The following is a 13222-nucleotide window of genomic DNA, read 5'->3' as shown; positions in this document are numbered from 1 at the left end:
GTCCGGACCCCGCGCCGCGCCGGGCGCGGGGCGGCACGCCGAGCCGGGGCTCAGAGCGAGAGGCCGCGCACCACCAGGTCGAGCAGCGCACAGACGAACAGGGCGATGCCGATGAACCCGTTGACCGTGAAGAACGCCCGGTTCAACCGGGACAGGTCGTGCGGCCGGACCACCCGGTGCTCGTACACGAACGCCACGGCGACGATCAGCAGCCCCAGCCAGAGGAAGAACCCGGCGTCGGTGAGGAACGCGTACCAGACCAGGAGTCCCATCGTCACCGCGTGGCAGGCCCGCGCCCCGTACAGGGCCGCCGGGATGCCGAAGCGGGCCGGGACGGACAGCACGCCGGTCGCCCGGTCGGCCTGCACGTCCTGACAGGCGAAGATCAGGTCGAAGCCGCCGATCCAGATGCCGACCGCGAGCCCGAGGACCACCGCGTCCCAGGACCAGGTGCCGGTGACCGCGAGCCAGGCGCCGATCGGACCGATCGCCTGCGCCACGCCCAGGATGGCGTGCGGGAAGTTGGTGAACCGCTTCCCGTACGGGTAGACCACCATCGGCACCACCGCGGCCGGGGCGAGCACCAGGCACAGCGGGTTGAGCAGCGCCGCCGCGCCGAGGAAGACCGCGAGGGCGATGATCGCACCGGTCCACGCCGAGCGCACCGACACCGCGCCGGTCACCAGCTCCCGACCCGCGGTGCGGGGGTTGCGGGCGTCGATCTCCCGGTCGATGATCCGGTTGCAGGCCATCGCGAAGGTCCGCATCCCGACCATCGCCACGGTGACCAGCAGCAGCGTCCCCCAGTGCACGGTGCCGTCGACCTGGAACATCGCGGTCAGGGTGGCGATGTAGGCGAACGGCAGCGCGAAGATCGAGTGCTCGATCATCACCAGCCGCAGGAACGCCCGGGTCCCGCCCTTCGGACGGGCCGGACCCGGTCCCCCGATGACGCCCTCGGCGGCCGACATCAACGCTCCCCGCCGGTACGTACGGTGCTCACAGTCCGTACTCCTTCCAACGACGGTCGACCGTGGCCGCCGTCGCCGGGTCCGAGGAGACCATCTCGGGCCAGCCGCCGTCGCGGGTGTACCCCTCCTCGGGGAGCTTGCGGGTGGCGTCGACGCCCATCTTGCCGCCCCAGAACTTCTGGTACGAGGCGTGGTCGAGGTGGTCGACGGGACCCTCGACGTGGGTGACGTCCCGGGCGTAGTCGACGTTGCCGAGCGCCCGCCAGGCGACCTGTTCGACGTCGTGGACGTCGCAGTCGGCGTCCACCACCACGATCAGCTTGGTCAGGGACATCATGTGGGCGCCCCAGATGGCGTGCATGACCTTCTGCGCGTGCTTCGGGTACTTCTTGTCGATGGAGATCAGCGCACAGTTGTGGAAGACGCCCGCCTCCGGCAGGTGGTAGTCCACGATGTCCGGGACGACGACCTTGAGCAGCGGCAGGAAGAAGCGTTCCGTGGCGCGGCCCAGCGGTCCGTCCTCGGTCGGCGGGCGGCCGACCACGATCGACTGGAGCAGCGGACGCTTGCGCATGGTGATGCAGTCGATGGTGAGGGCCGGGAAGTCCTCCTGCGGGGTGTAGAACCCCGTGTGGTCGCCGAAGGGGCCCTCGGGGAGCATCTTCCCCGGCTCCAGCCAGCCCTCCAGCACGACCTCCGCCTGCGCGGGGACCTGGAGCGGCACGGTCTTGCAGTCGACCATCTCGACCCGCTTGCCCTGGAGGAAACCGGCGAGCATGTACTCGTCCATGTCGCCGGGCAGCGGGGCGGACGAGGCGTACGTCACGGCCGGCGGACAGCCGAAGGCGATGGCCACCGGCAGCCGCTCCCCGCGGCGGGCGGCGACCTGGTAGTGGTTGTGGCTGTTCTTGTGGATCTGCCAGTGCATCCCGATGGTGCGCTTGTCGTGGCGCTGGAGCCGGTAGAGCCCCAGGTTGCGCACCCCGGACTCGGGGTCCTTCGTATGGGTGAGACCCAGGTTGAAGAACGAGCCGCCGTCCTTGGGCCAGGTGAAGAGCGCGGGCAGCGCGTCGAGGTCCACCTCGTCGCCGTGCAGCACGACCTCCTGCACGGGGCCGTCCTTGACCTTCTTCGGCGGGACGTGGGACATCGCACCCAGCTTGCCGAACGCCTCCCGGACCCCGACGAAACCGTTCGGCAGCTCGGGCTTGAGCAGCCCGCCGATCTTCTCGGTGATCTCCTCGTACGACTTCAGCCCCAGGGCCTTCAGCAGGCGCCGGTCCGTCCCGAAGACGTTCATCGCCAACGGCATCGACGAGCCCTTGACGTTCTCGAAGAGGAGCGCGGGGCCCTTGGCCTTCTGCACCCGGTCGACGATCTCGCCGACCTCCAGGTACGGATCGACCTCGACCTTGATCCTCTTGAGATCACCTTCGCGTTCGAGCGCCCTGAGCAGAGACCGGAGATCGTCATAAGCCATGCTGTCCAGTATCCGGTACCGGTTACCCTGGCCCCGTCACCGGGGCCGCACCGCGGCCCGTCGCCGCTCGCTGGGGGGTCACACCACCAATGCTCAGGGCCCTTCCCTTCCTGCTGATCCTCGCGCTGTGGATCTACGCCTTCATCGACTGCCTGAACACGCCGGAGAAGGAGGTCAAGCACCTGCCCAAGATCGCGTGGGTGATCATCGTCCTGCTCTTCGGCCAGGTCCTCATCGGCCCCATCGCCTGGTTCGTGGCGGGCAAGGAGCGCAAGGGCGCCCTGGCCGGCGGACCGGGGCGCCGCGGGAGCGCCCCGTGGGTGGCGCCCGACGACAACCCCGAGTTCCTGAAGTCCCTCGGTGAGGAGAACCGGCGCAAGGCCGCGCCGGACCCGACGGACCCGACCGGGTCCGCGGACCCCACCGACCCCACGGACCCGGACCGCCAGGACCCGAAGGGCGACGCGCCCAAGTAGGCTCCGCCGACCCCGGGCCCCGGTGGGGCCCGGTCAGGGGCTCGGGGCCGCTGTCACCGGCTCCGAGCCCCCTGCGCGGACCAGCCGCCGGGGTCCTACGGGACGTCAGGGGCGCTGCTCGCGCTTGTCGACGACCTGGCGGTCGAGGACCGCGGCGGTGCCCTGCACGTCGCCCTTCTTCAGACCGGTCTCGGCGTGGTCCTCGGTGGTGACCACGCGCTCGCCCAGGTACTGCTTGGTCTTCGGGTCGAAGATCAGCTGCCGCTGGGCGCTTTCGCCCTCGTCCCGGACGACCGCGATGCCGGTGCGGCCCGCGGCGTCCTTGACGTCCTTGACCACCTCGACGTCGGGCACCTTGGCGACGGCCCGGTAGAGCGCGGCGGCCTGCGCCGGCGGCACCAGGGACTCCCGCACCAGGTCACCGACGAAGGTGAACACCTGCTCGTCCTTCTGGTTGTCGCCCTGCTTGTTCTTGTACAGCCACTTCAGCATGGCGTCGGGGTCGGTCGGCAGGGTCTTGAGGTTCTTGTAGTTGGTGTTGCTGGGGATGCCGGGGGTGTCGGCCTCCAACTCGATGCGTCCGTTGCGGTTGTCCTCGACCAGCAGTCCGGGCCGCTTGCCGTCGACGGCGAACCAGATCTCGCGGTCGTGCACCGGGTCCAGCTTCGGCTTCTTGCCCACCTCCTGCGAGGTGTAGCCGACGCGGCTCTTGATGTAGACGTACTGGTCGTCGCGGATGTCGTCCGGGGCGTCGCCCTTGGCCGCGGCCAGGGCGATGTCCTCCAGCAGCACCGCCGCCTCGCTGGCGGTGGCGTCCTCGGCGCCGCCCGCGGGCAGCGCGACCAGCGCGCCCGCCGCGACGGCGGCGGCTGCCGCGCCGATGAGGACGGGACGCAGCCAGGGGCTGCGGCGGGGACGGCTCTCGATCGCCTGGGTTTCCTGCCGGATCTCGGTCATCAGATGCTCCTTGAGGAGTCGGTGACGGCCCGGCGGGAGGTCCTTCTCGGGAAGAACGCTCATCGGTTTCCCTCCTGGGTGGGCCCGGCCGCAGGAACGCGGCCACCTCTCATCTGTCCGTACCTGGGGAGGAGTTCCCCACGACGTTCGGGAGTTTCCCCGCGGAGCGCGCCGACGGCCGTCGCGAGCTTCTTGCGGGCGCGCGAAAGCCGGGACCGCACGGTCCCCACCGGTATGCCGAGCGCGACCGCCGCCGAGCCGTAGTCGAGGCCCGACCAGACGCACAGCGCCAGCACCTCCCGCTCCGCGCGCCGCAACTTCGCCAGCGCGGCGCGCACCAGGGCGAGCTGTTCGGCGTCGTCGATGCGTTCGGCGAGTTCGTCCGCGAAGTCCGGTACCGCCTCAGCCCGCGGCAGTCGGGCCACCGCCGCCGCGTGTCTGCGGGCGGTGCGGCGGGTGTTGCGGGTCACGTTGGTGGCGACGCCCAGGAGCCAGGGCCGTAGGGAGCCGCCGTCCGGGTCGATCTTTCCCCGCAGCCGCCATGCCTCCAGAAAGGTCAGTGAGACGACGTCCTCGGCCGAGGCCCAGTCCCCCGTCAGCCGGAACCCGTGGTTGTAGACGGAGCGGGCGTACGCGTCGAAGAGTTCGCCGAAAGCGTCGGCGTCCCCGTCCCGTACGCGGGCCCTGATCCGCCGCGTGTTGGTGTCCACGCCCCTTCACCTGTCCGCACGGGCCACCCGGGTTCCCGTACGACACGGGCCGGCCCCCATGACCCGTGTCACAGGAACCGGCCCGATGCGTACGGAACCGTCAGACGCCGCCGTACGAGTGCTTGCCGCTGACGAAGATGTTGACGCCGTAGTAGTTGAACAGCCAGCAGCCGAAGGCCAGCAGCGCCAGGTACGCGGCCTTGCGGCCCTTCCAGCCGGCGGTGGCCCGGGCGTGCAGGTAGCAGGCGTAGGCGACCCAGGTGATGAACGACCAGGTCTCCTTGGGGTCCCAGCCCCAGTAGCGGCCCCACGCGTCGCCGGCCCAGATGGAGCCGGCGATGATGGTGAACGTCCACAGCGGGAAGACCGCCGCGTTGACCCGGTACGCGAACTTGTCGAGGGTGGCCGCGGCCGGCAGTCGGGACAGCACCGAGCTGGCGAAGGTGCCGGGCGTCTTGCCGCTCACGAGCTTGTTCTCGTAGGAGTCGCGGAAGAGGTAGAGGACCGTCGTCACCGCGCCCACGTAGAACACGGCCCCGCAGAAGATCGCGGTGGAGACGTGAATCCACATCCAGTACGACTTGAGCGCGGGGACCAACTGGGCGCTCTCGGTGTACAGGACGGTGACGGCGAGCCCGAGGTCGAGCAGGACCGAGGTGGTCAGCGGCAGGCCGATCCAGCGGACGTTCTTCTTCGCCACGAGGAGCCCGAGGTACACGCCGGTCGCCACGCACGAGAACGTGATGTTGAACTCGTACATGTTGCCCCAGGGGGCACGCTGTACCGACAGGGCGCGGGTGAGGACGCCGCCCACGTGCACGGCGAACGCCAGGAAGCTGAGGGCGATCGCGATCCGCCCGTACAGGTCGCCCTGCTCGGTGCCGCCCGCGGCGCCCGGCCCGTCCGGGAGGTCCCGGGCCCCGGAGACGGCCCGGGTGACGACCTGGGGGCGTTCCAGGGTGGTGGTGCCACCGGCGGACTTCACGGTGACGGCGGGCCCGGCGGACTTGTCCGTGCCCTGGGTGAGCGAGGCAGCGGTACGGCCGACCTTGCTCCGGCTGCCGAAGATCCACTCGGCGATGTAGGCGAAGAAGGCGAGCGTGTAGACGGCCATCGCCGAGTAGATCAGCACATTGCTGATGCTCGCGAGGTTTTCGTTGGTCGCTGCGGCGAGAGTCACTTCTCTGCCCCTTCGGCAGGAACGGCTGGGGTCTCGGGGGTGGACGGGGCGGGGTCGACGCTACCCGCCCCGGGTTTCCCGCCGTCGGGCCCGTCCGCGGAAGCGGAAGCGGAGGGCCCGCAGGGCTCAGCGGGTCGGGCCGATCCGGCGGGCGCGGTCGGGGCTTCGGGCGCGGTCGGCGCGGTGGCGTGGAGGGCGGCGGCCAGGTCACCGAGTTCCTCGGCCACCTTCGCGGACTCGCTGCGGCCGAGTCCGGCCATCTCCACCACGGTCACTCCGTCCGGACCGGTCACCGCCCGCACCCAGACGCGGCGGCGCTGGATGAACAGGGAGCCGGCGAGACCGGCGATGGCCGCGAGGGCACCGGTGAGGGCCCAGCCGCTACCGGGCTCCTTGGCGATCTGGAAGCCGGCCCACTCCTGGATCTCCTTCTCGAAGGTGATCGAGCCGGCGCCACCGGGCAGCTTCATGGTCTCGCCCGGCCGCAGCATCTTCTTGAACAGTTCGCCGTCCTCGTTCTTGAACTCCTTCATCTTCCGCTTGTCGAGCTGGTAGACGTTCTGCGGAACGCCCGAGTCGACGCCGAGGGAGCCGTGGTACGCGGAGAGCGCGAGGACCGGGAAGTCGAGGGCCGGGAAGGTCGAGATCATCTGTCCGCTGCCCGCACCGGCGAAGGTCGGCACGAAGAAGGCGTTGAAGCCGAGCTGCTCCTTCTTGCCCTGCTTGTTGCGGTAGCCGTCGAGGACCTTGATCGCCCCGGACGAGGTGACGTTGGCGTCCAGCGGCAGCAGCGGCACCGGCTCCTTGAAGATCACCTTGCCCTTGGGGTCGCGCACGGTCACCACGGGCGCGTAGCCGTGGCTGACCAGGTAGACCTTGGTGCCGTCGATCTCCAAGGGCTCGTTGACCTTGATCGTCCGCTTCTTCTCCGGCCCGTCGACGCCCTCGCTGTACGTGACGTCCGCCTTGAACGTGCTCGGGGTGCCGCGGGCCGGGCCGGAGCGCTCGTAGGTGCCCTCGAACTTGTCGAAGCGGAAGCTGAAGGGGGTGAGGTCGTCGGTGTGGAAGAGGTTGCCGGACTTGAAGTCGTCGTACTGCGTGAGCGTGTTGGAGAAGCCGCCGCCCGGCAGGATCAGCTTGTTGCCCTCGTGCCGCAGCAACTGGCCGGCGGCGAAGGCGAGCAGCATCACGATCAAGGCGATGTGGAAGACCAGGTTGCCGGCCTCGCGCAGGTAGCCCTTCTCCGCGGCGACCGCGTCACCGACGGCGTGCACCCGGAACCGCTTCTTGCGCAGCAGGGCGAGCGCGGCCTCGCGCACCGCCTCCGGCTCGGCCCCGGTGCGCCAGGTCGCGTACGCGGGCAGCCGGGTGAGCCGCTTGGGGGCGCCCGGCGGACGGCCGCGGAGCTGGCCGACGAACTGCCAGGTGCGCGGGAGGATGCAGCCGATCAGCGAGACGAAGAGCAGGATGTAGATCGCGGAGAACCACACCGAGCCGTAGACGTTGAAGAGGCCGACCGCGTCGTAGAAGGACGCCAGCTTCGGGCTCTCCTTGCGGAGGTCCTCGATCCGGAAGTCGTCGACGCCGGCCTGCGGGATCAACGAGCCCGGGATCGCGGCGAGCGACAGCAGCAGGAGCAGCAGCAGGGCCACCCGCATCGAGGTGAGCTGGCGCCAGAACCAGCGGAACCAGCCGACCACCCCGAGCGCCGGGAGGTTCGGGGCGTCCTCGCGGGGGGCGGTGGTGAGCTGGGCGCCGGCGGCGCCGAGTTCGTCGCCGTCCGGTGCGGAGGGGCCCCGGCCGGGCGCGTTGCCGGGCTTGGCCTTGGTGTCGCTCATGTGCTCAGATCCCCACCACGAAACCGTTGGACCAGACCTGCATGTGCTGGACCATGGTGTTCCAGACCCCGGTCAGCAGCAGCAGCCCGGTCACGATCATCATTCCGCCGCCGATCCGCATCACCCACACGTAGTGCCGCTTGACCCAGGCGAAGGCGCCCAGCGACTTGCGGAAGGCCACCGCGGCGAGGATGAAGGGCAGCCCCAGTCCCAGGCAGTACGCGATCATCAATATGGCACCGCGGCCCGCGCTGCCCTCGTTCATGGCGAGCGTGTTGACCGCCGACAGCGTGGGGCCCATGCACGGCGTCCAGCCGACCCCGAACATCGCCCCGAGCAGCGGGGCACCGGCGAGTCCGGCCGCGGGCTTGCGGTGGAAGCGGAACTCGCGCTGGGTCATCCCGGGGATCATCCCCATGAAGAACAGGCCCATCAGCACCATGAGCCCGCCCAGGACCCGGGTGATGACCTCCTGCTGCTCCTGGAGTTCCCGCCCGAAGTACCCGAACAGGGCGCCGCCGGAGACGAAGACCACGGTGAAGCCGAGGACGAACAGCGCGGCGCCGGCGGTCATCCGGCCGCGCCGGGCCTCGGCGAGGTCGGTGCCGCCGACCCCGGTGACGTAGCTGAGGTAGCCGGGGACCAGGGGCAGCACGCACGGCGAGAAGAACGAGACGAGTCCGGCGAGCAGGGCGACCGGCAGGGCCAGCAGGAGCGCACCGCCCATGACGGTCGTGCTCGGGCCCTCGATCGCGGCGAGGAACTGCGGTGCGGCGGCGAGTACCTGGGGGTCCGCGAGGGCGGCCCCGTCGGTGGAGGAGGTCACACCGATCACTTCTCCGCGATGACGGGGTCGACCATCTTGCGCAGGTTCTCCTCGCTCAGCGGGGTGAGCGCACGGGCGGCCACCCGCCCCTCACGGTCGAGCACGATCGTGGACGGGATCGACTGCGGGTTCAGGGTGCCCTTGGGGAAGCGGAGCATCAGCTTGCCCATCGGGTCGTAGAGGCTGGGGTAGGTCACGCCGAAGTTCTTCTCGAACTCCCGGGCGGGGCCCTTGCTGGAGTCCCGGGTGTTGATGCCGACGAACTCGACGCCCTCGGCCTTGGTCTCCTTGGCCACCTTCTGGAAACCGGGTGCCTCCGCGCGGCAGGGCGGGCACCAGGAGCCCCAGACGTTGAGGACGACGACCTTGCCCTTGAAGTCGGCGACGTCGAGCCGCTCGCCCTCCAGGGTCTCGCCGTCGATCTTCGGTCCGGCCGCGCGCTCGCCCTTCTTGACGGTGGAGACACCGTCGGAGCTGGCCACGAAGTTGGTGCCGTTCGCACCTCCGCTGGTGCCGCCGGAACCGCAGGCGGTGAGCAGCAGGGCGGCGCCCGTGACGGCGGCGGTGAGCACCGCGATCCGGCCCCGTCGCCCCCCGGCGGCCCGGACCGCGGCCCCTGGACGGTGGTGGTGGCCCGACTGGCGGTGGGCGCGGGGTGCTGCGGCTGGGCTCTGCGGGGCGCGGCGGACGGCACTCATGTGAAAAGTTTCGCATGCCCGATTCGGGGATCTTCCGCACCCCCCTGACGGGGTCGAACGCCCATTTCAGAGGGGGTGCGGGAAGCTCCGGACGGGATCGCCGACGGCACCGTCCGAAGGCGTACCGGAACCCGTCCCGCCGGTTCAGGTGGTGGGCGTCGCGGCGGACTTCCCCAGGTACGCCCGCCAGCCCCCGACGGGGGCCCTGCCCACGTCCAGGGCGCGCAGCCGGTCGAGGACCTCGGGCCGTTGGACGTCCAGCCAGTCCACCAACTGCCGGAAGGAGACGATCCTTATGTCGTTGTCGTGCGTCTTTCCCGATGCGCCAGACCTGCCGGACTTGCTGGACCTTCCGGACTTCCCGGGCCCGCCTGCGGTGTCGGCGATCCGCCGGAGGGCGTTCTCCACGGCGTCCATGTAGATGCCGCCGTTCCACTGCTCGAAGTGGTTGCCGATGAACAGCGGGGCCCGGTTGCTCTCGTAGGCACGACGGAAGCCGGCGAGGAGGGCGTCCGTGGCCTGCTCGCGCCAGCGTGCGCGGTGCCGGGTCGGGCCCTGGGTGGAGTTCCCCGACTGGTTGACCATGATGTTGTAGTCCATCGACAGGACCTCGAACGAGCGCCCGGGGAAGGGTATCGCCTGGAGCGGCAGGTCCCACAGGCCGCCGCGCTTGCCGGGCCAGCGCTGGGTGCCGCCGGGCGAGGAGGAGTCGTAGCGCCAGCCCCGTTCGCGGGCGGCGGGCAGCAGTCGGTCCCGACCCAGCAGGCACGGGGTGCGGGCCCCCACCAACTCCTTCTGGTAGTCGAAGGGGAGCGGGGGCAGGTCGGTCCAGCCGGTGTGGGTGCGCCACTTCCCGACGAAGGACTCGGCCTGCTCGATCTCGCTGCGCCACTGCGCCGAGGTCCAGTGCGCCACGGAACCGCTACCGCCGCAGAAGTGGCCGTTGAAGTGCGTGCCTATCTCATGGCCCTCGCGCCAGGCGCGGTCGACGCACGTGAGCGTCGCCCGGATGTTCTCGTCCTTCAGATATCCGATGTCGGACGCCCCGACCGGATTGTTCGGCGGACGGTACAGCCGTTTCTTCGACTCGGGCAGCAGATAGATCCCCGAAAGGAAGAAGGTCATGTGCGCGTCGTGTTCACGGGCGAGATCGAGGAATCGCGGGAACAGCCCGTTGCCGACCTCCCCCGCACCGTCCCAGGAGAAGACCACGAACTGCGGTGGCGTCTGGCCCGGCTCCAGCGGTACCGGGGCGGGGGGTTGGTGCGGCTGCTTTCCGGTGTACGAGGTGGAACCGTCGCCGATGGGTTTGGCCGGCCGCCCGGTCGGGCTGCTCCTGACCGGGCCGGGTTCCTTTCCCGGGCGGGCGTCCGTACCGCCGTTGCCGCTCCCGCCGTTACCGCCCGGGTCGCAACCCGCGAGCCCGAGCGCGGCGAGCGCGCCCGCCCCGGCCCCGATCATTTCCCGTCGACCGATGTCCTGCATGGAATCCCCTGAAGATCACTTTGCGCCCCCCAATGACGCGTCCACTTGTTCGACGCTTCTTGAGAGCACGCAAAGAACCCGGGGGTTCCCTTTCGGACCGTTTCTGATCGGTTCTTTACCGATTCATGATTACTAGGCCCCGAACGCCTTGTCTTTCCCCTTGACCTTCTTGGCCCCTGCCAGCAGGTGCGCGGGCACCAGGTCCCGGGCGGGCTCGGAGTACCCCACGGACACGATCCGGTCACCGACGTACGTGAAGCTGGTGAGCGAGGCGAGGGTGCACTGCCGCCGCCGCGGGTCGTGCCACAGTCGGCGCCGCTCCACGTAACTGCGCACGATCCAGATCGGCAGCTGATGGCTGACGAGCACGGCCTCGTGCCCCCGTGCGGCCTCCTTCGCCGCGTCCATCGCCCGCATCATCCGCACCACCTGGTCGATGTACGGCTCGCCCCAGGAGGGACGGAACGGGTTGATCAGGTGCTGCCAGTTCTCCGGCCTGCGCAGCGCCCCGTCGCCCACCCCGAAGGTCTTGCCCTGGAAGACGTTGCCCGCCTCGATGAGCCGGACGTCGCTGCCCACGTCGAGGCCGTGCGACTTGGCGACGGGCTCCGCCGTCTCCTGCGCGCGCTCCAGCGGGGAGGCCGCGACATGGGTGACGTCCCGCTCCGCGAAGTGCTCGGCGACCCGGTCGGCCATCCGCTGCCCCAGCTCGGACAGGTGGTACCCGGACAGCCGCCCGTACAGGATGCCCTCCGGGTTGTGGACCTCGCCGTGCCGCACCAGGTGGACGACCGTGCGGTCCGCGACCGTCTCGCGCGCCCCGCCGCTCATGCCGCGCCTCCCGCGGTCCCCGGAGCGACGGCCTCGGCGGCGGCGCGGGCCGCTGCGGGCAGCGCCGCCGCGATCCGCTCGACCGCCCGCTCGTCGTGCGCGGTGGACACGAACCAGGACTCGAAGGCGGAGGGCGGCAGATAGACCCCCTGGGCGAGCATCGAGTGGAAGAACGCGGTGAACCGGAAGGACTCCTGCCGCTTGGCGTCCTCGTAGTCGTGGACCTCGTCCGCCGTGAAGAACACGGAGAACATGTTGGAGGCGCTCTGCACCCGGTGGGCGACGCCCTCCTTGGCGAGCGCCCCGGTGACCAGGGTCCGGATCTGCTCGGCGACCGCGTCGACGGTCGCGTACGCGGCGTCGTCCAGCAGGCGCAGTTGGGCGAGACCGGCGGCCGTCGCGATCGGGTTCCCGGACAGCGTGCCCGCCTGGTAGACCGGGCCGGCCGGGGCCAGCGCGGCCATCACGTCCGCCCGGCCGCCGAAGGCCGCCGCGGGGAAGCCGCCGCCCATGACCTTGCCGAAGGTCATCAGGTCGGGCGCCACCCCGTCCACCCCGTACCAACCGGCTCGGGAGGTGCGGAACCCGGTCATCACCTCGTCCGAGACGAACAGCGCGCCGTTCTCCCGGCACAGGTCCCGCAGCCCCGCGTTGAAGCCCTCGCGCGGCGGGACCACGCCCATGTTGCCGGGGGACGCCTCGGTGATCACGCAGGCGATCTCGCCCGGGTGCGCGGCGAACGCGGCCCGGACGGCGTCGAGGTCGTTGTAGGGGAGGACCACGGTGTCCCCGGCCTGCGCACCGGTCACGCCCGGGGTGTCCGGCAGGGCGAAGGTCGCGAGTCCGGACCCGGCGGCGGCCAGCAGGGCGTCCACGTGACCGTGGTAGCAGCCGGCGAACTTGACCACCTTGGCCCGGCCGGTGAAGCCGCGGGCCAGCCGGATGGCGGACATGGTGGCCTCGGTCCCGCTGGAGACCAGTCGGACCTGGTCCACCGGAGCCACCCGGGCCACGATCTCCTCGGCGAGCGCGACCTCCCCCTCACCGGGCGTCCCGAAGGACGTGCCGCGGACGACGGCCTCCTGCACGGCGGCGATCACCTCGGGACGCGCGTGCCCGAGGATCATGGGCCCCCAGGAACACACGAGGTCCACGTACTCGCGGCCGTCGGCGTCGGTCAGGTAGGGCCCACGGCCGGACACCATGAACCGGGGCGTACCGCCCACCGCGCGGAAGGCGCGTACGGGGGAATTCACACCCCCGGGCGTCACCAGGGCCGCGCGGTCGAAAAGCGACTGCGAAGCGGGGGCTTCATACCGATAGGGTAGTTGGCTCATGACCTGCGGTTCCCTAGTGCCGAATGGGGTGGACGCCCCCCAGACTAGAAGAAAGGCCCCGCCCCCATCTCCGGGGGCGGTGCGGTCACCGGGTCTCCGGGGCGGGTAGCGGGTACGTGATCTCCGATGCGGTGCCGCACGACCGTGGGAGCCGACGGCCGACGGACCGGCCGAAGGACCGCCGACCCGGCAGACGGACCCGGACCCGGCGGACGCGCGGGACGGGTCGACGCGGGCCGGACCCGGGATCGACGCGGCGGGCGACCGATCGGCGCGCATCCGCACCGGTTCCCCGCATTTCCCTTACCGGTAGTGCACACCCGCATTGCCGGTCGGCCCGGACACGTCCATTCCGTACCGCAAACCGGCGCGTCGGTTCCCGCTGGCTCGTCGGGCGCTCCCCATCACGGGCACCGGGAATTCCCCACGCGTT

Annotated in this window: 12 protein-coding genes; 1 reads left to right on the top strand and 11 read right to left on the bottom strand. The window is 70.6% G+C overall.

Features of this window, described 5'->3' with window-relative positions; translation table 11 throughout:
• Window positions 1–50: 50 nt before the first annotated feature.
• Together mqnP and ACFV88_RS29105 are read right to left on the bottom strand one after the other, a co-directional pair.
• Window positions 51–971, bottom strand: a complete 921-nt coding sequence (gene mqnP / locus ACFV88_RS29110; RefSeq protein ID WP_385494952.1) for a menaquinone biosynthesis prenyltransferase MqnP — start codon at window positions 969–971, stop codon at window positions 51–53.
• A gap of 28 nt (window positions 972–999) precedes the next feature.
• The gene (locus tag ACFV88_RS29105; protein ID WP_385494950.1) at window positions 1000–2451 is read right to left on the bottom strand and encodes a menaquinone biosynthesis decarboxylase; all 1452 of its coding nucleotides are present in this window, start codon (window positions 2449–2451) and stop codon (window positions 1000–1002) included.
• Window positions 2452–2540: 89 nt separating this feature from the next.
• Here ACFV88_RS29105 and ACFV88_RS29100 point away from each other — a divergent pair, with 89 nt between their 5' ends.
• Window positions 2541–2927: a PLD nuclease N-terminal domain-containing protein gene (locus ACFV88_RS29100; protein ID WP_385494949.1), complete on the top strand. Its 387-nt coding sequence runs from the start codon at window positions 2541–2543 to the stop codon at window positions 2925–2927.
• 105 nt (window positions 2928–3032) lie between these two features.
• On the opposite strand, the gene ACFV88_RS29095 is transcribed toward ACFV88_RS29100, so the two are convergent.
• The 9 genes from ACFV88_RS29095 to hemL form a co-directional block, all read right to left on the bottom strand.
• Window positions 3033–3947, bottom strand: coding sequence for a CU044_5270 family protein (locus ACFV88_RS29095; RefSeq protein ID WP_385494948.1), 915 nt, complete (start codon window positions 3945–3947; stop codon window positions 3033–3035).
• Window positions 3944–4594, bottom strand: coding sequence for an RNA polymerase sigma factor (locus tag ACFV88_RS29090; protein WP_385494947.1), 651 nt, complete (start codon window positions 4592–4594; stop codon window positions 3944–3946). The genes ACFV88_RS29095 and ACFV88_RS29090 overlap by 4 nt, the downstream gene beginning before the upstream one ends.
• Window positions 4595–4694: 100 nt before the next feature.
• Window positions 4695–5774 (bottom strand): c-type cytochrome biogenesis protein CcsB, encoded by a 1080-nt coding sequence (gene ccsB, locus ACFV88_RS29085; RefSeq protein ID WP_385494946.1) that lies wholly within the window; start codon window positions 5772–5774, stop codon window positions 4695–4697.
• Window positions 5771–7612 carry a cytochrome c biogenesis protein ResB gene (locus ACFV88_RS29080; protein WP_385494944.1) on the bottom strand — a complete coding sequence of 614 codons (1842 nt, stop codon included), beginning with the start codon at window positions 7610–7612 and terminating at the stop codon, window positions 5771–5773. Before ACFV88_RS29080 ends, ccsB begins: the two co-directional genes overlap by 4 nt.
• 4 nt (window positions 7613–7616) lie before the next feature.
• Window positions 7617–8339: a cytochrome c biogenesis CcdA family protein gene (locus ACFV88_RS29075; protein WP_385495018.1), complete on the bottom strand. Its 723-nt coding sequence runs from the start codon at window positions 8337–8339 to the stop codon at window positions 7617–7619.
• A gap of 104 nt (window positions 8340–8443) precedes the next feature.
• Window positions 8444–9136: a TlpA family protein disulfide reductase gene (locus ACFV88_RS29070; protein ID WP_385494943.1), complete on the bottom strand. Its 693-nt coding sequence runs from the start codon at window positions 9134–9136 to the stop codon at window positions 8444–8446.
• A 144-nt stretch (window positions 9137–9280) separates the two neighbouring features.
• Window positions 9281–10621, bottom strand: a complete 1341-nt coding sequence (locus ACFV88_RS29065; protein ID WP_385494942.1) for a hypothetical protein — start codon at window positions 10619–10621, stop codon at window positions 9281–9283.
• A gap of 132 nt (window positions 10622–10753) precedes the next feature.
• Window positions 10754–11452, bottom strand: coding sequence for a histidine phosphatase family protein (locus tag ACFV88_RS29060; protein WP_385494941.1), 699 nt, complete (start codon window positions 11450–11452; stop codon window positions 10754–10756).
• The gene (gene hemL, locus ACFV88_RS29055; protein WP_385494940.1) at window positions 11449–12789 is read right to left on the bottom strand and encodes a glutamate-1-semialdehyde 2,1-aminomutase; all 1341 of its coding nucleotides are present in this window, start codon (window positions 12787–12789) and stop codon (window positions 11449–11451) included. The genes ACFV88_RS29060 and hemL overlap by 4 nt, the downstream gene beginning before the upstream one ends.
• Window positions 12790–13222 lie beyond the last annotated feature (433 nt).

Origin of the sequence: Streptomyces sp. NPDC059816, from assembly GCF_042732055.1 — a bacterium.
In the GTDB taxonomy this organism is placed as follows: Bacteria; Actinomycetota; Actinomycetes; order Streptomycetales; family Streptomycetaceae; genus Streptomyces.
Note: the sequence above shows the minus strand (reverse complement) of the source record. Positions and strands in the feature narration are given on the sequence as shown.